This is a genomic window from Paraburkholderia silvatlantica, from assembly GCF_003096715.1.
Lineage (GTDB): Bacteria > Pseudomonadota > Gammaproteobacteria > Burkholderiales > Burkholderiaceae > Paraburkholderia > Paraburkholderia silvatlantica.
In genome coordinates this window covers 1-22,086 of sequence record NZ_QEOL01000045.1, presented here as the reverse complement: position 1 = coordinate 22,086, position 22,086 = coordinate 1, and the positions used below count along the sequence as shown (strand labels likewise).

At 66.5% G+C, this 22,086-nt stretch carries 16 protein-coding genes; 14 read left to right on the top strand and 2 right to left on the bottom strand.

Going from position 1 to position 22,086, the window contains the following annotated elements:
* The first annotated feature begins 6 nt into the window (after positions 1 to 6).
* Positions 7 to 822: a shikimate dehydrogenase family protein gene (locus C7411_RS35805; protein WP_110388885.1), complete on the top strand. Its 816-nt coding sequence runs from the start codon at positions 7 to 9 to the stop codon at positions 820 to 822.
* 113 nt (positions 823 to 935) lie between these two features.
* The gene (locus C7411_RS35800; protein ID WP_243413466.1) at positions 936 to 2,369 is read left to right on the top strand and encodes an MFS transporter; all 1,434 of its coding nucleotides are present in this window, start codon (positions 936 to 938) and stop codon (positions 2,367 to 2,369) included.
* Here the strand turns inward: C7411_RS35800 and C7411_RS37245 are convergent.
* Positions 2,366 to 2,797 carry a type 2 periplasmic-binding domain-containing protein gene (locus C7411_RS37245; RefSeq protein ID WP_133253758.1) on the bottom strand — a complete coding sequence of 144 codons (432 nt, stop codon included), beginning with the start codon at positions 2,795 to 2,797 and terminating at the stop codon, positions 2,366 to 2,368. The genes C7411_RS35800 and C7411_RS37245 overlap by 4 nt on opposite strands.
* A gap of 442 nt (positions 2,798 to 3,239) precedes the next feature.
* On the opposite strand from C7411_RS37245, the gene C7411_RS35790 reads away from it, so the two are divergent.
* The 11 genes from C7411_RS35790 (at position 3,240) to C7411_RS35740 (ending at position 20,151) form a co-directional block, all read left to right on the top strand.
* Positions 3,240 to 5,561, top strand: coding sequence for an Orn/Lys/Arg family decarboxylase (locus C7411_RS35790; RefSeq protein WP_243413465.1), 2,322 nt, complete (start codon positions 3,240 to 3,242; stop codon positions 5,559 to 5,561).
* Between the two features lie 93 nt (positions 5,562 to 5,654).
* On the top strand, positions 5,655 to 7,157 hold the full coding sequence (locus C7411_RS35785) for a basic amino acid/polyamine antiporter (protein WP_110388883.1): 1,503 nt from the start codon (positions 5,655 to 5,657) through the stop codon (positions 7,155 to 7,157).
* 30 nt (positions 7,158 to 7,187) lie between these two features.
* Complete coding sequence (locus tag C7411_RS35780; RefSeq protein ID WP_110388882.1) at positions 7,188 to 9,560, top strand: Orn/Lys/Arg family decarboxylase; 2,373 nt, start codon at positions 7,188 to 7,190, stop codon at positions 9,558 to 9,560.
* Between the two features lie 21 nt (positions 9,561 to 9,581).
* A complete protein-coding gene (locus C7411_RS35775) occupies positions 9,582 to 10,805 on the top strand; it encodes an arginine deiminase (protein ID WP_181431421.1) in 1,224 nt (407 codons plus the stop codon).
* Between the two features lie 31 nt (positions 10,806 to 10,836).
* The gene (locus tag C7411_RS35770) at positions 10,837 to 11,838 is read left to right on the top strand and encodes an ornithine carbamoyltransferase (RefSeq protein WP_110388880.1); all 1,002 of its coding nucleotides are present in this window, start codon (positions 10,837 to 10,839) and stop codon (positions 11,836 to 11,838) included.
* A gap of 10 nt (positions 11,839 to 11,848) precedes the next feature.
* The gene (locus C7411_RS35765; RefSeq protein WP_110388879.1) at positions 11,849 to 12,802 is read left to right on the top strand and encodes a carbamate kinase; all 954 of its coding nucleotides are present in this window, start codon (positions 11,849 to 11,851) and stop codon (positions 12,800 to 12,802) included.
* A 28-nt stretch (positions 12,803 to 12,830) separates the two neighbouring features.
* Entirely contained in the window at positions 12,831 to 13,598 is a 768-nt protein-coding gene (locus tag C7411_RS35760; protein WP_110388878.1) for a Crp/Fnr family transcriptional regulator, read from the top strand.
* Positions 13,599 to 13,749: 151 nt separating this feature from the next.
* Entirely contained in the window at positions 13,750 to 14,730 is a 981-nt protein-coding gene (locus C7411_RS35755) for an HlyD family secretion protein (protein ID WP_110388877.1), read from the top strand.
* Between the two features lie 3 nt (positions 14,731 to 14,733).
* Positions 14,734 to 17,538: a ribosome-associated ATPase/putative transporter RbbA gene (gene rbbA / locus C7411_RS35750; protein ID WP_110388876.1), complete on the top strand. Its 2,805-nt coding sequence runs from the start codon at positions 14,734 to 14,736 to the stop codon at positions 17,536 to 17,538.
* Between the two features lie 3 nt (positions 17,539 to 17,541).
* Positions 17,542 to 18,669: an ABC transporter permease gene (locus tag C7411_RS35745; protein ID WP_110388875.1), complete on the top strand. Its 1,128-nt coding sequence runs from the start codon at positions 17,542 to 17,544 to the stop codon at positions 18,667 to 18,669.
* Between the two features lie 6 nt (positions 18,670 to 18,675).
* On the top strand, positions 18,676 to 20,151 hold the full coding sequence (locus tag C7411_RS35740; RefSeq protein WP_181431420.1) for an efflux transporter outer membrane subunit: 1,476 nt from the start codon (positions 18,676 to 18,678) through the stop codon (positions 20,149 to 20,151).
* Positions 20,152 to 20,366: 215 nt separating this feature from the next.
* Here the strand turns inward: C7411_RS35740 and C7411_RS35735 are convergent, their stop codons facing one another.
* A complete protein-coding gene (locus C7411_RS35735; RefSeq protein WP_243413464.1) occupies positions 20,367 to 21,542 on the bottom strand; it encodes a porin in 1,176 nt (391 codons plus the stop codon).
* Between the two features lie 257 nt (positions 21,543 to 21,799).
* On the opposite strand from C7411_RS35735, the gene C7411_RS37925 reads away from it, so the two are divergent.
* Positions 21,800 to 22,086: hypothetical protein (locus tag C7411_RS37925; RefSeq protein ID WP_207786586.1), on the top strand; the 287-nt coding region annotated here is incomplete at its 3' end.

Genomic DNA, 22,086 nt, shown 5'->3' with positions numbered 1-22,086 from the left:
ACGATCATGCCTCACTCGATTCCCACCCTTTGCGGCTCGCTCGCCGGCCAGCCGTTCACGTTCAACGTCAAGGTGCACAACGCCGCGTACCGGGTGCTCGGCGTGGACTATACGTTCGTGAGCTTCGGCGTGGAGGACATCGCCGGTGCGGTCAATGCCATGCGTACGCTCGGCATTCGCGGACTGAACGTCACGATGCCGCACAAACAGGCCGTCATTCCTTATCTCGACGCGCTCGACGAAACCGCACGCGCGATTGGCGCGGTCAACACGATCGACAATCGCGACGGCCGCCTCACCGGCTACAACACGGACTGCGTGGGCGCGGTGCGCGCGCTCGAAGAGGCCACGCCGCTCGATGGCCGCCGCATTGCGCTGCTCGGCGCGGGCGGCGCCGCACGCGCCATCGCCTGGGGCATGCAACGCGCGGGAGCCCGGGCGAGCGTATTCAATCGCACCGAGTCGCGCGGTCAGGCATTGGCCGACGACTTCGGCCTCGCATTTGGCGGCGACCTGGGCGCGTTCGATCCGGCCGCCTTCGACGGCGTGGTCAATGCGACGACGGCGGGCTTTCGCGCCCCGGACGTCAATCCGTTGCGCGCGCAACAGCTTGCGCCGCATCTGTTCGTGATGGACGCCGCCTTCATTCCCGTGCGCACGAAGCTCATACGCGACGCCGCCGCCCTCGGCTGCCGGGTGGTCGACGGCACGCGCATGCTGTTGCATCAATTCTGCGGACAGGTCGAGCTGTACACGGGCAAGGCGGCGCCCCTCGACGCCATGAGCACGGCCTTGCTCGACGAAATTGCCCGCGTCGGCTAACCGGCGCGCACCGTAACGAAGCCGGAAAACGGGCCGGAGATTGCGCACCTTGCATCAAGACAAGGGCGCATCGCGAGCCGACCCGCAGCGGTACCCAATCTGGAGGAGACGAGATGAAACACCCCCACCCCACCGCCGCCGCTCCGAGCGCCGGCCCCGGCAACACGGGCTCGGCCCGGCACGCGGTCGCGACCGCCGACCTGTACCGCGCGGCGTGGGCGGCGTCCCTCGGCAGCGCGCTCGAATACTACGACTTCGCGCTGTACAACCTCGCGTCGGCGCTGATCTTCGGGCCGCTGTTCTTCCCGTCGAGCGATCCCGCCATGGGCCTGATCGCGAGCTTCGGCGCCTACTTCCTCGGCTTTGCGATCCGCCCTGTGGGCGGCATCGTCTTCGGCACGCTCGGCGATCGCTACGGCCGCAAGTTCGTCCTGATGGCGACGATCCTGCTCATGGGCGTGGCAAGCACGCTGATCGGCCTGCTGCCCACTTATGCGAGCGCCGGGGTCTGGGCGCCCGTCCTGCTGGTGGGCTGCCGCCTGTTGCAAGGGCTCGGCGCAGGTGCGGAGCAAGCCGGGGCCGCCGTGCTGATGGCCGAATACGCACCCGCGAAACGCCGCGGATACTTCGCGGCGCTGCCATTCATGGGCGTACTGCTCGGCACGGTGATGGCGGCCGCGATCTACTTCGCGCTGGTGCGCGTGGAGGACATTTCGCAAAGCTGGCTCTGGCGCGTGCCGTTCCTGCTGAGCGCCGTCATCATCGCGGTGGCGATCTGGATACGTCTGAAGCTCAAGGAGTCGCCGTCGTTCGCGCGACTCGAAGCGCGCAAGCAGGTCAACGACAGCCCGTTGAAGCATCTCGTCACGCATGCGAAGCCGACGCTGTTCAAGGTCATCGGCCTGCGCATGGCCGAGAACGGCGGATCGTCGATCTACCAGTCGCTCGCCATCAGCTACATGGCGACGGCCACCGGCCTCAAAGGGCCGATCGGGCCGGTCGCGCTGCTCCTCGCGGGCGTATCGGGCGCCGTCGTCATTCCGCTCGCGGGCATGCTGAGCGACCGGTACGGTCGCGTTCCCGTTTATCGCGCCTTCGCGTTGTATCAACTCGTGCTGGCCTTTCCGACCTGGTGGGTGCTGAGTCTCGGCAACGCGAGCGCGAGCATCGCGATGCTTTGCGTCACGCTGGCCGGGGTCTGGGGCATGTTCGCCACCCAGGGCGCGCTGCTTCCCGAGCTGTTCGGCGCACAGCACCGCTACGCCGGTGTCGCCGTGGGACGTGAAGTGTCGGCCGTTATCGCGGGGGGCGTCGCGCCGCTCATCGGCGCGTCCATCATCGCGTGGGCGACCCTGCGCTGGGGTGGCGCGCAAGGCACCGTTCTCGCGTGGATTCCGCTGGCGGCGTATGTGGTGATCCTCAGCGTGATCGGTGTGGTGACGACGTTTTCCACGCCGGAGACGCGCGGCCGTGATCTCGACGATCTGCGCGATGCGTCGGATGAAACAGCGGTGGTGGGCGAGGCGTATGAGGCGCGGCGGTTTTAGCGGGTCCTCCCCGACACCCTGATTACAATTTGATAACCGCGCGCCTGGGCGAACACGAATCCGGTCCCGGACAGTTTCCTCGCAATGAGCGACACGTCCACCAGGCGCCCATAACGAATCGCGATATCGTCGCCGTCGCCGATCTGCTCGACATGTCGCTCCGGCGCAGTGAAACCGGCTGCAACATCGGGATACGCCCGCAAGCATCCGGAAAGTTGCGGTGGGGGTGCAAAGACGATCATGTGCCGGCGCTGCATTGATCCCGACCGCGCCACACGACAAATTCCGGCGTTCGCCGGCTCATAGCGCGTTTGCCCCTCCGCTATCGCCTCCAGCCAATCAGCAACAAGCACCAGGCAATGGGCGGCCGACCACCTACACCGACTGCGAATACCCCCTACATGGCTGTAGGCTTCTTTTGATTTCAATCAATGCTCGCAGCCGCCCCCGGGGACTAAGATTCCGGTGCCTTTGCGCTGTCAGTTCTCCCACCGGTGCAGCAGTCGCCATACCGCCGGACGGCCGGTCGTTTCACGCCCCGGCCGGAGGCTGCACCGCAGATGCGATCCGATCGAACCTTCGATCGACCAAATCAAGCATTTCGCCGCGTCGTGACTCGCCATGGCAGACCCACGATTCGCCAGCGCAAGCCGGCATCGTGTGTCTGCGCGTTCCTGCCGCGCGCGCAAAAAGGATGGGGAGCGCTTCGTACATGGGTTCACGCACCACCGCGGCGGTCGCCTCGCTAACCGTCCGGCCTCGCACCGGGCCCTCTTCGTCCACGCCTGCCTTCGCGCCCCGCTGCGCCGCCCGCGCGCGGCAGTCCGCGCGACGCCCTTCGTTCGACCACCCGTCTTCCGGGATCCGCCCATGATCCGCACGATCACCGACCGCTTCCCCATGCGCGCGCTGTTCGTCAGCGGCGAATTCGCCGAGTCCACCGCCGCAGGCCGCGCCGAGCGCATGCTCGACGAGGATCTCGCCAGCCGCCAGATCGACGTCGTCCGCTCGCGCGGCGCCGAGGACGCCCGCGCAACGCTCGCCGCCGACGCTTCGATCCAGTGCCTGCTGCTCGACTGGGATCTGCACGACGACCCCACGCACGCAGGTGCCATAAGCGTGCTTGGCGAAGCGCGCTTGCGCAACGCGCACTTGCCGGTTTTCCTGCTCGCGAGCCGTCAGGCAGCCTCGGCCATCCCGGCTGAAGCGATGGAGAAAGTCGACGATTTCATCTGGCTGCACGAGGATTCGCCCGATTTCATCGGCGGGCGGGTTCTCGCGGCGATCCGCCGCTACCGCGAGCGCGTGCTCCCGCCCATGTTCCGCGCGCTCGTCGCGTTCTCCCAGGTCTACGAATACTCCTGGCATACGCCCGGCCACACGGGCGGCACCGCGTTCCTCAAGTCGCCGGTCGGCCGCGCGTTCTTCAGCTTTTTCGGCGAGGAACTGTTTCGCTCGGACCTGTCGATCTCGGTGGGCGAACTTGGCTCGCTGCTGGATCACTCCGGCCCGATAGGCGAAGGCGAGCGCTACGCGGCGCGCGTGTTCGGCGCGCATCGCACCTACTACGTGACCAACGGCTCCTCCACGTCCAATCGCGTGATCCTCATGGCGAGCGTCACGCGCGGCCAGGTCGCGCTGTGCGACCGCAATTGCCACAAGTCCGTCGAACACGCGATGACGCTTTCCGGCGCGATACCGACCTGGCTGCTCCCCACGCGCAACCGCTACGGCATCATCGGGCCGATCCCGCCCGCACGGCTCGCGGCGGCCGCGCTCGAAGCGGCCATCGCCGCCAATCCGCTCGTGCGTGACGGCGTCGACCCGACGCCCGTGCACGCAATCGTCACCAATTCCACCTACGACGGCCTGTGTTACGACATCGCCCGCGTCGAGGAACTGCTCGGCGAGCGCGTGGACCGGCTGCACTTCGACGAGGCGTGGTACGGCTACGCGCGCTTCAACCCGATCTACGCGCGCCGCTTCGCGATGCACGGCGAGCCGGGCGCTCACGACGCTTCGCGCCCCACAGTGTTCTCGACGCAATCGACGCACAAGCTGCTCGCCGCACTCTCCCAGGCTTCGATGATCCACGTGCGCGACGGCCGCCGCCCGATCGAGCATGCGCGCTTTAACGAGGCGTTCATGATGTACGCCTCGACCTCGCCGCAGTATGCGATCATCGCCTCGAACGACGTGAGCGCTGCGATGATGGACGGCCCCGGCGGCCACGCATTGACCTCGGAGTCGATTCACGAGGCGATCGCATTCCGGCAGATGATGTCTCGCCTGCACACGGAGTTTGCCGAGCGCGGCGACTGGTTCTTCAATGCCTGGCAGCCCGAATCGATCAGGGACGCCGAAGCCGAAGGCGGCAGCGTGCCGTTTCATCTCGCAGACCCGGAGCGGCTCGGCACCGACGCGTCGTGCTGGACGCTGGAGCCGGGCGAAGCGTGGCACGGCTTCGACGGGCTCGACCCCGGCTATTGCATGCTCGATCCGATCAAGGTGTCGATCGTCACGCCGGGCGTGCAGACGTCCGGCGCGTTGGCCGAAACCGGTATTCCCGCATCCGTCGTCACGAGCTACCTGGACGCGCGCGGCATCGTCGTCGAAAAGACGACCGACTTCACGATCCTGTTCCTGTTCTCGATTGGCGTGACCAAGGGCAAGTGGGGCACGCTCGTCAATGCGCTGCTCGAATTCCACCGCGACTACGCAAGCAACGCGCCGCTTGAACAAGCATTGCCCGCGCTCGTACGCGAGCATCCCACGCGTTACGCCGGTCTCGGCCTGCGCGATCTCGCCGCCGCGATGTTCGAAACGATGCGCGATCTGCGCTCGACGGACCGGCTCGCGCATGCGTTCGCGGATTTGCCCGTGCCCGACATGAGCCCGGCCGAGGCGTACGAGCAACTGGTCAAGGGCTGCATCGAAACAGTCGCGCTCGACGCGCTCGCGGGCCGCACGCTCGCCACGGGCGTGGTGCCCTACCCGCCGGGCATTCCGCTGCTCATGCCGGGCGAGAACGCTGGCGCGGACGATGGCCCCGCGCTCGCGTACCTCAAGGCGCTCGAAGCGTTCGATCGCGCTTTTCCGGGCTTCACTCACGACATTCACGGCGTCGAAGTCGAAAACGGCGCGTACCGGCTGAGCGTCGTGACGTCCGGCGCTTCGCCCAACCGCAACTGATTCGACGGAACGCACCCTTCTCGCACCCTTCTCACACGCGTTGTAGCCGAGCGGCGGCGCCAAGCCGCCGGCCCCCTTTCCCGGAGAACGAAAATGAGCCAACCAATCGCGGAAAAAACTGGCCTGACCGCGCCCTCGCAGCCGCCCGGCCCCGCCGCCGGGGGCGGCGGCCCGGACTCGCGCAAGCTCGGCGTCGTGCTGCTGAGCGGCATCGTCGTGGGCTCCATGATCGGCGGCGGCGCCTTCAATCTGCCGCAGAACATGGCGGCGGGCGCGGGCCTCGGCGCGATCGCCATCGCGTGGCTCGTCACGCTCGTCGGCATGTTCTTTCTCGCGAACTCGTTTCGCACACTCGCCGACCAGCGGCCGGACCTGACCGCAGGCATCTACTCGTACGCGCGCGAAGGCTTCGGCAAGTTCGCGGGATTCGAGATGGCATGGGGCTACTGGCTGAGCTCCGCGTTCGGCAACGTCGCGTTCGCGGTGCTCATCATGCAAACGCTCGGCTACTTTTTTCCCTCGCTCGACGGCAAGAACTGGCAGTCGATACTGGGCGGCTCCCTGCTGATCTGGGCCATGCACTTCATGGTGCTCTCGGGCGTAAAGCGCACCGCCATTCTGAATTCGATGGCGAGCGTGGTGAACATTGTCACGCTTTCGGTGGCGATCGTCGTGATCGCGCTGTTCTTCCAGAAAGGCCAGTTTACGTTCGACATATGGGGCCAGCAGCAGCACCTGGGCGGCACGCTCGCGCAGGTCAAGAGCACGATGATGGTCACGCTGTGGGTGTTCATCGGCATCGAAGGCGCGGTGGTCGTTTCGGATCGCGCACGTAATCAGCATCAGGTGGGCACGGCGACCTTCATCGGCCTTGCGGTGTGCACGACGCTGTATTTCCTGCTTTCGGCGCTGCCCTTCAGTGTCATGCCGCAGAAAACGCTCGCCGGATTGCAGAACCCTTCGTCTGCGTACGTGCTGCAACACCTGGTCGGGCACTGGGGTGCGATTTTCGTGGTCGTCGCGCTGCTGTTCTCGGTACTGAGCTGCTGGCTCGCGTGGACCGTGCTCGTCGCGGAACTGCCGTTCGCTGCCGCGAAGGACAACATCTTCCCGCGCCTGCTCTCGCATGAGAACCGCCATCACGCGGCCGCGCCGTCGTTGTGGCTCTCCAGCGCCGTCATGCAGGCGATGATGTTCGTCGTGCTGTTCGCGCACGACGCATGGATGTGGCTCATCAGCGTTGCGGGCGTGATGATCCTGCCGCCCTATCTCGCGAGCACCGGCTTCCTCTGGAAATGCGCGACGCAAAAGAGCTTCCAGATCCACGCAGGCGAAGGCAAGCGCGCGTCGCTGTGGACCGGCGTGCTTGGCACGGCGTATTCCGCCTGGCTCCTGTATGCCGCCGGCCCGACCTATCTGCTGATGTCGACGATCTTCTTCGTGGCCGGCATTCCCGTGTTCTGGTATGCGCAGCGCGAAAAGGACCCGCACGCGCCCGTGTTCACCGCGCGCGAGCGCGTGGCCGTGGTCGTGCTGGTCGTCGCGGCGATCGTCGCGTTCGTGCTGTTTGCCAAAGGTATCGTTTCCGTCGGCTGATTTCGATCGGTATCCTGACGAGGTGACTTCATGTCGTACGATAGATTATTCGGCTTCCTGTTCTGCTGCGCCGCGCCGCAGCCCAATACGTTTGCCCAGTCGCGCATCGGCCGCATCGTTGCCGAACTGACGCGGCAAGGCTACGAGGTCGCGCAGATGGCGACGACGGCCGACGCCCGCTGCGCCGTGCGCGGCGACGCGGCGATCGGTTGCATCGTCATCGAATGGTCCGTGGCCGAGCCCGAAAACGAAGTCGAGGCGTTCGTGCAGTTCGTGCGCGAGCGCGGCCTGGACGTGCCGGTGTTCATCCTCGCCGAGCGCCATCTGCTCGAAGAGATTCCGGTGCACGTGCTGAGCCTCGTGAGCGGCTACGTGTTCGTCGAAGAGGACACGCCCGAGTTTGTCGCGCGCAATCTCGTGGGGCATCTGCACAACTATGCCCTTTCGCTCAAGACGCCGTTTTTCGGCGCGATGGTCGACTACGCGGGCGAAGCCAACCAGATGTGGACCTGCCCCGGCCACAACGGCGGCGTGTTCTACCAGAAAAGTCCGATCGGCCGCGCGTTCGTCAAGCATCTGGGCGAAGCCGTGTTTCGCAACGACCTGGACAACTCCGTGGTGAGCCTCGGCGACCTGCTCGTGCACGAGGGCCCGGCGCTCGCGGCGCAGAAGGCAGCCGCGCGCATCTTCGGCGCCGAGCGGACCTACTTCGTGCTCAACGGCACGTCCACGTCGAACAAGATCGCGTTGAGCGCCCTCGTCGCGCCAGGCGACCTCGTGCTGTTCGATCGCAACAACCACAAGGCCGCACACCACGGCGCGCTGTTGCTGGCCGGCGGCATTCCCGTCTATCTGCCGACCACGCGCAACGCGCACGGCCTGATCGGACCGATCGACTTCGCCGCGCTCGACGAAGCCGCGATTCGCGAGTCGATCCGCCGCCATCCGCTCGTGAGCGACACGCAGGCGGCCTCGCGGGCGCGCCCCTTCCGTGTCGCCGTGATCGAGCAATGCACATACGACGGAACGATCTATGACGCGCGCCTGATCGTCGAGAAGCTCGGGCCGCTTTGCGACTACATCGTGTTCGACGAAGCGTGGGCGGGCTTCATGAAGTTTCATCCGCTCTTTCGCGGCCGCTTTGCGATGGGCGTGGACGGGCTCGACTCGAACGCGCCCGGCATCATCGCGACGCAATCGACGCACAAGCAGCTCGCAGGCTTCTCGCAAGCCTCGCAAATCCACATCAAGGACTCGCACCTGAACGGCCAGCGCCGCCAGATCAATCACTGGCGCTTCAACGAGATGTTCATGCAGCATTCGTCGACGTCGCCGTTCTATCCGCTCTTTGCTTCGCTCGACGTGGGCGCGCAGATGATGCGCGGGCGTTCCGGCGAAGTGCTGTGGGACGACACGATCCGGCTCGGCATCGAACTCCGCAAGAAAATCCGCGCGCTGCGCGACGAGTACGCGGCCACGGAAACCGACCCCGCACGGCGCTGGTTTTTCGATCCGTTCGTGCCCGAGTTCGCACCCGGATTCGCGCAGGGGTGCTCGCCGGACCCCGCGAACGCAGACGACGCACCGCGACGCTGGGAGGATCTGCCGACCGACGAACTGGCCTCGAACCCGCGCTGCTGGGAACTCGCGCCGAACGCCGCGTGGCACGGCTTCGGCCCGCTCGCGCCCGGCTACGCGATGACCGATCCCAACAAGCTGACCCTGCTCACGCCCGGCTTCGACCGCGCGAGCGGGCAATACGCGGAGCACGGCATTCCCGCGCCGGTCCTGGCCGAGTTCCTGCGCGGCCAGCGTATCGTGCCCGAGAAGAACGATCTGAACAGCATCCTCTTCCTGCTCACGCCCGGCCTCGAATCGTCGAAAGCGGGCACGCTGCTCTCCGCGCTCGTGCGCTTCAAGCAGCTACACGACGACAACGCGCCGCTCGACGTCGCGATGCCCACGTTCGTGGCCGCGCATCGCGAGCGCTACGCGGGTGTCGGCCTGCGCGACCTGTGCGCGCAGATGCATGCGTTCTATCGCGAATGCAACGTGAGCGCCCTTCAGCGCGAGCAATTTCGCGCCGAGCATTTTCCGCAACCCGCCATGCCGCCGCAGGACGCAATGCACGCGCTCGTGCGCAACGACGTCGAACTGTTGCCCATCGAGCAGATTGGCGGGCGCATCGCGGCGACGCTCGCGCTCGTCTACCCGCCCGGCATCGGCGTGGTCGTGCCCGGCGAGCGCTACGACGCGCGCGCCCAGCCGATGCTTGACTATTTCCGCGTGTTCGAGGAAGGCGGCAACCGCTTTCCGGGCTTCGAGAACGAAATCCAGGGCATCTACCGTCAAACAGGCGACGACGGGCGCACGCGCCTCTATACCTACGTCGTCATCGAATAACCTCGCACAGGAGAACTGATCATGCCTTTCGGCGTTCATTCGGAAGCCGGCAAGCTGCGCACCGTGATGGTGTGCGCGCCCGGCCTCGCGCACCGCCGGCTCACTCCCGGCAATTGCGGCGCGCTGCTGTTCGACGACGTGATCTGGGTCGACCGGGCCATCGAAGATCATCATGCATTCGTGCGCGTGCTGCGCGAACGCGACGTCGAAGTGCTCGAATTCCATCATCTGCTCGCCGAGGTCTGCCTCGACCCGAACGCGCGCGACTGGATTCTCGACCGCCGCATCACCGAGGAAGAAGTCGGCACGGGCATGCTGCGCGAGTTGCGGCTCTGGCTTGAGTCGCTGCCTGCACAACGTCTTGCCGACGCGCTGATCGGCGGCGTGGCGAAATCCGATCTGCCGTTCGACGCGCGGGGGCTTTTTGGCGGCTATCTAGAACGCTCCGACTTCGTGATTCCGCCGCTCGTCAACCTGATCTTCCAGCGCGACACGAGCGCGTGGATCTACGGCGGCGTCACACTGAACCCGATGTTCTGGCCCGCGCGCCGCAAGGAAACGCTGCTGCTCGCGGCGGTCTACACGTTCCATCCGCGCTTCGCGGGCAAGGTGCGCACATGGTGGGGCGACCCCGACCGCGATCACGGCGTGCAAACGCTCGAAGGCGGCGACGTCATGCCGATCGGCAACGGCGTCGTGCTGATCGGCATGGGCGAGCGCTCCAGCCCGCAGGCGGTCACCCAGGTCGCGCGCGCACTGTTCGCGGGCCATGGCGCGAGGCGCGTGATCGCCTGCCAGATGCCCAGGGCGCGGGCGAACATGCATCTCGACACGGTGTTCTCGTTCCTCGACGCCGATTTCGTGAGCATCTATCCGGGCATTGCCGACGAGATCCGCTGCACGAGCCTCTACGCCGGCGATACGCTCGGCCAGATCCGCTACGAGCGCCACGACGGCAAGTTCCTCGAAGTCGTGGCGAATGCGCTCGGCGTGGGTTCGCTGCGCGTGCTGACCACGGGCGGCGACAGCTATGAAAGCGAGCGCGAGCAATGGGACGACGGCAACAACGTGCTGGCGCTCGATCGCCGCGTGGTGCTTGCCTACGACCGCAATACGTGGACGAACCGCAAGATGCGCCAGGCCGGCATCGAAGTCATCGAGATCCCGGGTGGCGAACTAGGGCGCGGGCGCGGCGGCAGCCATTGCCTCAGTTGCCCGATCGAGCGCGACCCCATCGCCCTCTGAGCCGCGTACCCCTTCACGAAAAACCGTCACCATGTTCAACGTACACAATCGCAGCTACCTGACGCTCATCGACTACACGCCGCGCCAGATCCGCTATCTGCTCGATCTCTCCCGCGACCTCAAGCGCGCCCGCTATGCGGGCACCGAAACGCCGCGCCTCACGGGCAGGAACATCGCGCTGATCTTCGAAAAGACCTCGACACGCACGCGTTGCGCGTTCGAAGTGGCCGCACACGATCAGGGCGCGCACGTCACCTACATCGACCCGGCCGGCTCGCAGATCGGCCACAAGGAGTCGATGAAGGACACCGCACGCGTGCTGGGCCGCATGTACGACGCGATCGAGTATCGCGGCTACGCCCAGGAAGTCGTCGAGGAACTGGCAAAGTATGCGGGCGTGCCCGTCTACAACGGCCTCACCGACGAGTTCCACCCGACGCAAATGCTCGCCGATATCCTGACGATGAGCGAACACAGCGACAAGCCGCTCCACGAAATCGCGTACTGCTATATCGGCGACGCGCGCAACAACACGGGCAATTCGCTGCTGACCGTAGGCGCGAAGCTCGGCATGGACGTGCGGCTGTGCGCGCCGCGCAACCTCTGGCCGCGCGACGAACTGATCGCGCAATGCCGCGAGATCGCCGCGAAAACGGGCGCGCGCCTGACGCTCACCGACGAGCCCGGCGAGGCGGTCAAGGGCGCGGACTTCGTCTATACCGACGTATGGGTGTCGATGGGCGAGCCGCCGGAAAAGTGGGGCGAGCGCATCAACGCACTGCTGCCTTATCAGGTGAACGCCGCGTTGCTCGCGAAAACCGGCAATCCGCGCGCGAAGTTCATGCACTGCCTGCCTGCGTTTCACGACTCGCATACCGAAGTCGGCAAAGAACTCGCCGAGCGCTATGGGCTGCATGATGGCGTGGAAGTGACCGACGAGGTGTTCGAGTCGGAGGCATCGATCGTGTTCGAGCAGGCCGAGAACCGTCTGCATACGATCAAGGCCGTGCTGGTCGCGACGCTTGCGCTCTGAGGGGAACGGCATGCGCATCGTGGTCGCCCTCGGGGGCAATGCGCTGCTCAGGCGCGGCGAGGCGATGACGCCGCAGACGCAGCGCCGCAACGTGCGCGACGCGGCAGCGCAGCTCGCTCGCGTCGCGCCGGGCAACGAACTCGTGATCGTGCATGGCAACGGCCCGCAAGTCGGGCTGCTGGCCGCGCTCGGCGCAAGCGCGCCGCCGGCGCAGCGTTTTTCGCTCGACGTGCTCGACGCGCAAACCGAAGGCATGATCGGTTATCTGATCGAACTTGAGCTGCGCAACCAGATGCACGAGCCGCGCGCGTGCGCGACCCTGCTGACGATGGTCGAAGTGGACCGCGCCGACGCCGCGTTCGCGCGGCCGGATAAGCCCGTTGGCGCGATACTCACGCATGACGAGGCGAGCGCCGCCGCGCAGGCGCACGGCTGGAGCGTCGCCGCGGACGGCAACGGTTTTCGGCGCGTGGTGCCGAGCCCCGCGCCGCAGCGGTTTCTCCAGCTCGATGCGGTGCGGGCGCTGCTCGCACAAGGTTCGATTGTGATCTGTGCGGGCGGCGGCGGGGTGCCCGTGGTCCGCACGCCGGGCGGACAATATGATGGCGTGGAGGCCGTCGTCGACAAGGATCGCAGCGCGGCGCTGCTGGCCCGCGCGATCGAAGCGGATCTGTTCGTGATCGCGACGGACGTAGACGGCGTTTATCTGGACTGGGGCACGCCGCACGTGCGCCGCGTGCGCCGAGCGCATCCGGACGCGCTCGCGGCGTACGATTTCGCGGCCGGGTCCATGGGACCGAAGGTCGAGGCCGCCAGCGATTTCGCGCGCCGCACCGGCCGACGCGCGTCGATCGGCGCGCTTGCAGACATCGCACGCCTCGCCGCGGGCACGGCGGGAACATCGGTGCAGACAGGCGAGCCGGGCATCGTGGACGACGCAACCGGCGTGCCGCGCGCCGGATGAGAACAAGGAAAAGGGAAAGAGGCGGGTCATGAACGTGTTCGAAAAGAAAATCGCGGAGCAAAACGATGCGCAGACGCCGGTGGCGCCCCCGTCTCGCTACCGGCCGTCCATTTATGCGGCGCCGTTCCAGAAGGTCGGGGACGGAGCGGCGGTCGAGTTGCTCTCCGCCACGGACCAGGACGCGCTGATGGCCATTTCGCAACTCGTGAGCGTGCGCCGCAACGCGATGCTGTACGCCGAGGGCGGCGAGGCAAAGTTCGTCTACAACGTGATCAGCGGCGTCGCCAAGACGTTTCAGTTGCAGCCGAACGGCGACCGCCACGTCACGGCGTTCTTGTTTCCACGCGATCTGCTCGGGCTCAGCGTCGACGGCCACTATGTCGCGACCGCGCAGGCACTCACGCCCCTGCTTGCGTACCAGATTCCCGTCAAGGCATTGGAGGCGATACTCGAACGCGATCCGCGCCTGAACCTCGGCTTGTTGTGCAAACTATGTCATGAACTGCGCTCGTCGCAGAGTCATGCCATCACCGTCTCGAAGCAGCATGCCAGCGCGCGGCTCGCGGGCTTCCTGTTGTGGGTCGAGCACGTGGGCGCGCAATCCGGCGGCGGCAAAGACGAATTCACGCTGCCGATGGGCCGTCGCGACATGGCCGACTATCTCGGCCTGACCATCGAAACGGTGAGCCGTGCGCTCAATGCGCTCGAAGCGGAAGGTGCGATTCTGCGCAGAGGTCCGCGCGCAATCGAACTCCTCGACGGCGGCAAGCTACGCGAGGCGGCGGGGCTGGTTTAGCAAGGCGGCGGGCGATCGACAGCACACCGAATGGCCGGCCATGCCTCACGCGCCCACCGCCGGCCATTCGCGCGCCATGAAATCGGCGGCCCGCGTATATTCATGGCTCGAATGTCATGGGGCACATTCAACACGCTACGCAGGGTAGTTGATGGACAAGAAGCTTGGCTGGACGCTCGCGGCAGTCGCGATCGTTGCGGCGATCGGCGCGGCAGTCGTCTGGCAGCGCAACCAGGGGCGGGGTCTGCCGGATAACGTTGCGCACGCAAACGGTCGGCTCGAACTCGCGCGCGTCGATGTGGCGGTGAAGTACGGCGGCCGTATCGTCGATCTGCCGGTGCATGAGGGTGACGTGCTCGCAGCGGGCGACGTCGTTGCCCGTCAGGACAACGACGAGTTGCGCGCCCAACTCGACGCGGCGAAAGCCGCCCGCGAGCGCGCGGCGGGCGCCGCCACCCGCGCCGCCGCGCAGCTCGACGCAAGCGGCGCGCAGGTGCGCCTCGCGCAACTCGAGTCTTCGCAGGCAACCAGACTGTTCGACGCCGCACAGATTTCGCCGGTCGAGCGCGATCGCCGCCGCCTCGCGCTGGATGGTGCGCGGGCGGGCGAAAGCGCCGCGCGCGCGGCGCGCGCCGAAGCGCAGTCCGCCATTGCGGAAGCCGATGCCCAGATCGCACGGCTGCAAGCCGTGCTCAACGACACGACCGTGCGCGCCCCGCTCGCGGGGCGCGTCGAATATCGCGTGGTCGAGGTCGGCACGGTGCTCCCGGCCGGCGGCCGCGTGGTGTCGATGCTCAATCCCGACGACATCTACTTCACGATTTTTCTGCCCGGCCCGCAGGCGGGCAAGCTCGCCATCGGCGCGGACGCCCGCATCGTGCTCGACGCGTTCCCTCGCGAGCCCATTGCCGCGCGCATCGGCTATGTGTCGGACGACGCGCAGTTCACGCCCAAGTATGTCGAAACCGATAGTGAGCGCGCGAAGCTCATGTACCGCGTGAAGCTCCAATTGCCGCTCGACGTTGCGCGCAAGCTGGCCTCGCGGCTGAAGGGCGGAATGACGGGCGAAGGCTATGTGCGCGTCGATCCGGCGCGCCCGTGGCCCGAAGCGCTCGCCGTACGCGGGAGCTAGTCGATGGCGCTTGTGGACGAAGTCGCAGAGCTTCGTAAGGATGGCGAAGCGATCCGCATCGCAGGCGTTTCGCACCAGTACGGTGCAACGCGTGCGCTCGACGGCGTCTCGCTGGTCCTGCCCGCGCGCACCACGATCGGCCTGATCGGCCCGGACGGCGTGGGCAAATCCACGCTGCTCGGTCTCATCGCCGGGGTCAAGCGCGTACAGCACGGCGAAGTGAGCGTGCTCGGCGCGGACCTGCGCGTGCGCGATGCGCGCGAGCGCGTGCTGCCGCGCGTTGCGTTCATGCCGCAAGGGCTGGGGCGCAATCTCTATCCGACTCTTTCGGTCTACGAAAACGTAGACTTCTTCGCACGGCTGTTCGGACTCGCCGAGGCCGAGCGCGCCCGTCGCATCGCCCGGCTGCTCGACGCGACGGGCCTCGCTCCCTTCCCCGGCCGGCCCGCCGGCAAGCTGTCCGGCGGCATGAAGCAGAAGCTGGGCCTGTGCTGCGCGCTCGTGCACAACCCCGACCTGCTGATTCTCGACGAGCCGACCACGGGCGTCGACCCGCTGTCGCGCCGGCAGTTCTGGACCCTCGTCGACGACCTGCGGCGCGAGCACGCGGGGATGAGCGTGATCGTGGCGACGGCCTACATGGAAGAGGCCCAGCGCTTCGAGCATCTGGTCGCAATGGACGACGGCCGCGTGCTGGTGAGCGACAGCACGGAAGCGGTGCTGCGCCGCGCGGGGACACCGAACCTCGAAGCCGCCTATGTCGCGCTCCTGCCGCAGCAAAAGCGCGGGGATGCGGGCAAGCTGGTCATTGCGCCGCGCGAGCCCGTTGCGGGCCCCCCCGCGATCGAGGCTGTCGGGCTCACGCGGCGCTTCGGCTCGTTCGTCGCCGTCGATCACGTGAGCTTTCGCATCGAGCGCGCCGAAATTTTCGGCTTTCTCGGCTCGAATGGCTGCGGCAAGACGACTACGATGAAAATGCTGACCGGCCTGCTGGACGCGACCGAAGGCACGGCCACATTGCTCGGCAAGCCCGTGAAGGCCACCGACATGAGCACGCGCGTGAAAGTGGGCTACATGTCGCAGTCGTTCTCGCTGTACGAGGAGCTGAGCGTGCGCCAGAACCTCGAACTGCACGCGAAGCTCTACCGCATGGAGGGCGAGCGCGCGCAAGGCGCAGTCGCTCGCTCGCTCGAGGACTTCGAACTCGCGCCGTATGGCGATGAGCGCCCGGCCGGCCTTTCGCTCGGCATCCGCCAGCGGCTGCAACTGGCCGCCGCCTGCCTGCACGGGCCGGAAGTGCTGATTCTCGACGAGCCTACTTCGGGCGTCGATCCCGGTGCGCGCGACATGTTCTGGCGGCATCTGGCCAGGCTGTCGCGCGAAGCGCACGTGACCATTTTCATCTCCACGCACTTCATGAACGAAGCCGCTCGCTGCGATCGCATCTCATTCATGCATCGCGGACGCGTGCTCGCGGTCGGCACGCCCGAGGCGCTGCGCGAGGCGCGCCACGCGGCGACGCTGGAAGATGCGTTCGTCGCCTGGCTCGAAGACGCGCAGCGCGACGAAGCGCAATCCAACGGCATGGCGAAGGGCGCCGCTGCGTGCGCGCCGATCCCCGATGCAGGGAAGGCGGCCAAAGCGCCCCGGCGCGCGTCCATGATGGCCGGCGCGCTTGCCGCCGTGCCGCCGCTCGCGCGCATCTGGGCATTCACGCGCCGCGAAACGCTCGAACTCGCGCGCGACCGGCTGCGTCTCGCGTTCGCGCTGCTAGGCCCGATCGTGCTGCTGCTCGCCGCTGCATGGAGCGTCTCGTTCGACGTGGACAACGTGCGCTTCGCTACACTCGACCGCGATCGCACCGTGGCGAGCCGCGAACTAGTCGAACAGTTCGCGGGCTCGCACTATTTCGTGCCGTCCGGCGAGGCGCGCAGCGACGACGACGCGGGACGCCTCTTGCAGGCCGCCGACGCGCAGCTGGTGGTCGAGATTCCACCGGACTTCGGCCGCGACCTGCTGGCCGGCCGCCGCCCGGAACTCGCCTTCTACGTGGACGGATCGAGCCCGTTTCCGGGCGCGACGATCGACACCTACGTGAACGCCGTGCTGCTGCGCTACGTGAGCACGCAGATGGCGCGCGCGCCCGTCGCGCAGCCCGCGCTGCCGATGAGCGTCGAAACCCGTTTCGTCTACAACGAAACGTTCCGAAGCATCTACGCCATCACGCCGGGCATCATCATGCTCGCGCTGATCCTCATTCCCACCATGCTGACCGCGCTCGGCGTCGTGCGGGAAAAGGAAATGGGCTCGATCACGAACCTCTACGCTTCGCCTGCGAGCGTGGGGGAGTATCTGCTCGGCAAGCAGATACCGTATGCGGCGCTCGCGATGCTGAGCTATCTGCTGCTGGTCGTGCTGACCGTGACGGTGCTGCGCGTGCCGCTCAAGGGCTCCTTCGTCGCGCTGTCCATCGGCGCGCTGCTGTTCGTTCTGGCCGCCACGGGGCTGGGCCTGCTCGTTTCGACGTTCGTTCGCTCGCAGGTCGCAGCGATCTTCGGCACGGCGATTCTCTGCCTCATTCCCTCCGTGAACTTCTCGGGGCTGCTCTACCCGGTTTCCACGCTCACTGGCACCAGCTACTGGGCCGGCGTCGGCTTTCCCTCTTCGTGGTTCCAGCTCGTGAGCCTCGGCAGCTTCACGAAAGGGCTTGGCATGGCGAGCTTCGGCACGATGTATGTTGCACTGCTCGGCTTCGCGCTTGCCTATCTGTTCGGCGCGTGGTGCCTGCTGCCGAAGCAGGAGGCATAGTCGATGCTGCAATGGTTCAGAAACGTCGCCCGGCTTGCGCACAAGGAGATCTTCAGCCTGTTCGGCGACGCCACGCTGATGGCGCTGATCGTGTTCGCCTTTACGTTCGCCGTGTACTCGGTCGCCAAAGGCATCAAGGCCGAAGTCTCGAACGCGTCGGTCGCCATCGTCGACGCCGACCATTCGGAGCTTTCGCGGCAACTGCGCGCGGCGATCCAGCCGCCCTACTTCAAGCCGCCCGTGGACGTCGAGCGGCGCGACATCGACGCGGCGCTCGATCGCGGCACCTACATCTTCGCGATCGAAATTCCGCCGCGCTTCGAAGCCGACGTGCTTGCTGGCCGCGCGCCGAGCGTGCAGGTGCTCGTCGATGCGACGGCGATGACCCAGGCGGGGCTCGGCACCGCGTATCTCCAGCAGATCTTCGTCGCCGAAACGCTCGCGTTCCTGCACACCCGCAACGCGCAGGCGCAATTGCCCGCGCACGCGGTGGTGCATGTGCTGTTCAACCCGAACACCGAATCGTACTGGTTCACCTCCAGCATGCAGATCGTCGTGAACATCACGGTGCTCTCGATCATTCTCGTAGGCGCGGCCGTGATCCGCGAGCGCGAGCACGGCACGATCGAGCATCTGCTCGTGATGCCCGTGCGCGCAAGCGAGATCGCCGTCGCGAAGATCCTCGCGAACGGACTCGTCATTTTTGTCGTGTCGCTGCTCTCGCTCGTGCTCGTCGTCAATCTGTGGCTGCGCGTGCCGCTACAGGGCTCGCTCGGGCTTTTCGCGCTCAGCACCGCGCTGTACCTCTTTTCCGTCACGGCGCTCGGCATGTGGCTCGCCACGCTCGCGCCCGCCATGCCCCAGTTCGGACTGCTTGCGGTGCCGACCTACGCGGTCGCGTATCTGCTCTCCGGCGCAGCCACGCCGGTGCAAAGCATGCCGGTCGCGATGCAGCCGTTCGTGAAGCTGCTTCCGACCACCCAGTTCGTGTCGTTGACCCAGGCCATCCTGTTTCGGGGCGCAGGCCTCGACATCGTGTGGCCGCAGCTCACGGGCGTGAGCGCCGCGGGCGCCCTTTTTCTGCTGCTCGCGCTCGCACGCTTTCGCTCCATGCTCGCGCAACAAGGCTGAACCGCGATGATCCATCCACGTCATCCCTCGCCCCCTTCCATGACCCTGCACGCCTGCGCGCTGTGCCTCGCCGCTGCGCTTGCGGGCTGCACCTCGCTCGTCGAGGTGGACGTGCCGCCGCAGCGCGACGTTCCCGCCGCATTCTCGCAAGTGCCGCCCGCGCACGATGCTTCAGCCGATCTCTCGAACTGGTGGCGGACGTGGCAAGACCCCGAGTTGAGCGCCTATGTCGAGGCCGCCCTGCGCGCGAACGACGACCTGCGCACAGCGCAGGCGCGCGTGCGCGAGGCGCGCGCGATCGCCGCGATGGCCGATTCGGCGCGCTACCCTTCGCTGTCCGCGCAGGCGGGAGCCGCGCACGGGTTCGGCAATCTGCGCGATCCGTCCAGCGCCCCCGACGATTCGCCGGACCTCGATGCGTGGGCGGGCGGCGTGAGCGCGATTTGGGAAGTGGACGTGTTCGGACGCCGCGCGAGCGACGCCGAAGCCGCCTCCGCGATGGCCGACGCGGCGCAGGAGCAACTGCGCGGGGCACGCATCGCGATCGCCGGCGAAGTCGCGCAAAACTACCTCGCGGCGCGCGGGCTGCAACGGCGGCTCGCGGTGCTCGATCGCAGTCTCGACACGCTGCGCGCACTGCGAAACTACGCCGGCGCGCGCTTCGCGGCCGGTCAGGCGACGCGCTACGACCTGGGCCGCGTGGACGACCAGATCGCCCGCCAGGAAGCGCAGCGGCCGCTCCTCGTGAGCGAGATCGCCGTGCGCGAACGGCGTCTTGCGGTACTCACGGGCCGCGCCGCGCAAGACGCCATGCCGCTCGGCACGCCCGGTGCACTGGAAGTTCCGGCCCTGCCCGCAGGCGAGGTGCCGTCTTCCGTGCTCGAACGCCGTCCCGACGTGCGGGCGAGCGCGGCGCTCGTGCGCGCGCAGGCGGCCCGGCTCGGCAGCGCGAAGGCCGATCTCTTTCCGCGCTTCTATCTCTCGTTCATCGGCCTCGACGGCCATATCCATCTCGACGGATTGCCGGGCTTGTCGGGCGCCGGGGGGCTCATCGGCGTGGGCGCGGATCTGCCGATCTTCAATGCGGGACGCCTGCGCGCCAACGTCGCCGCGAACGATGCGCGCTTGCAGGCGGCGCTCGCGCAGCATGACAAGGCGCTGCTTCAAACGCTCGAAGAAGTGGATGACGCGTACGGTCTGCGCCACGGCTTCGACGCGCGCAGCGCGCGGCTCGACGCGTCGCTCGACCTCGCGCGGCGCAATGCGCAGAGCGCACGGCAGTTGTACGAAGGCGGACAGCGCACGCTCGAGGACGTGCTCAATGCGCGTATCGACGCGTTGCAGCGCGAGGACGCGCTGGCGCAGGCGCAAACGGACGCTGCGCTGGCCACGGTCAAGCTGTATCTCGCGCTGGGCGGAGGCTGGGCAGAAGGCGACGACGCGATTGCCGCCGCGACGGGTGGGGCCGATGTGCCTGATTGATGTGGGCGCGTGAGGTCTGCGTGCGGAGCCACTCCAGCCGCTTCCTTCGTTCGTTGCACATGCGCCGTCACTGGACGTTGGCGCTGGCGAAGCACGCAGCCTGTCGGCACGACAGACAGGAGGCAATCAGGCTCTTTTCCGATCGAAAGCGATGCAGGCGATCTGGCTCGCACGGCCCCGTGTAAAGAACCGTGCGAGAAGCGGGGAGCCGCGCTTTAGAAGCCGTGAATCAGCGCGATGCGATACAGCATCTGGTTCTGCCCCGAAGAGACGTCCGCCGAGCCGGGAATGTTCGCGTAGTCGAACTGCGTGCCCGTGTTCGCGGACACGGCCCGCTGGTACGCACCTTCGAGATACACGGACGTACGCGCCGAAAGGTCGTAATTGAGCTTCAGGCTCAGTTGATGCCACTTCGGATTGTAGCTGCCGGTGCTCGCTGTCAAGTGAGCCTGCGTGTACGTGTAAGCGCCACCCAGGTAGAGCGCGTGCGTGAAGTGGTACAGCGCGCTCACTTCGAAGTTGTCGAACTTCCACGCGTGCCATACGCCGCCGGCCGGCTGCGTGTTGCCGCCATCGGAGGTGAAGTAAGCGTTGGCGGTGGGATCGTAGACATCCACGTGCGAATACGCGAAACCGAGCAGCCAGTTGGAGAACGTGTAGTTCACGCCCACGCCGATATTCTGTTGCGATCTCGCGTTGAACGTGTTGTCGCTCGTGACGGCGCCCGACGGATTCGCGTCCGCGGTCGTTGCGCTGGTCGCATTGTTCATCTTCAGGTACGAAGCGGCGAGCGAAAGACCGCCATTGACGTATTGCGCGCCGAAGCCATAAAGGCGGTTATTCGAAAATCCGCCAGCCTCGTTGCTGAAACCATACATCGCTTCGCCCGTGAAGCCGCGATACGTGGGCGACACGTACTTGACCGAGTTGTTGACCCGGAACGAGTAGTCGGTGTTGTCGTTGTCGTACGGGTGCGCAAAGATGTAGCCGGTCCAGTTGCCGTTGGCCGTCATCGGCGAGAACATGTCCACGCTCGGATCGTACTGGCGGCCAAGCGTCAGCGCGCCGAATCGATCGGACGAAAGGCCGACCCAGGCCTGGCGGCCGAACTGGCGGCCACCCTGCCCGTTATGGCCCGTGTTCACGTCGAAGCCATTTTCCAGCTGGAACTGCGCGCGCACGCCGCCACCGAGATCTTCCGTGCCTTTCAAGCCCCAACGGCTCCCGTAGTCGTAGCCGCTCTCCAGCTGCCACGCCGAGTTGCCCCGCGCGTTGCTCGTGAAGTTGAGCCCGTCTTCGATCTTCCCATAGAGCGTGACACTGCTCTGCGCGTAGGCCGCACTGCTGCCGATCAGTGTCACGAGCAGGCATCCCCCCAGCTTTGCATTCAATTCTGTTCTCCCGTCGATGCGAAATCGCGGCATTCGCCGCCCCCGTTCCGCTTATGCGCCCAGCCGGTCGAACCGGAGGCCGATAAGCGTGTTGCATTGCAGGAGGGGAGTTTCAAACATCGAAATTTTGCGACTAAGTGCCATTTCTGGAATGCACTTTTCCAGACCCGGGCGGAATCGACGCGGCGGGCGCGGCCGCCGGACGCAGGGCTCGCCACGCGGGCCGCGCACGCCGCACTATGCAGAAATGCGCGCGGTTGGCGTCGAAAACGGTCAAGACGGACCGTTATTGGCTTCCTACATTCGCCTTCAGTCGCCTCTGGCAATCGCCCCGGCGCTTAACCATTCGGAGCGATTCGGTCGACACCACGCCTGTTTACAAGGAGCCCACACGCAATACAAACAAGAGCCGTGAACCGGCCGCCTGGCTCGCGCTTGCAGCGAGAGATGCGGGCGAGCCTGGCCGGTATGCACGCCACAGCAGTGAACCCATGCTTGCCGACAAAGGAAACACCATGCGTTTTGCGAAGACTCTTACCCCCAT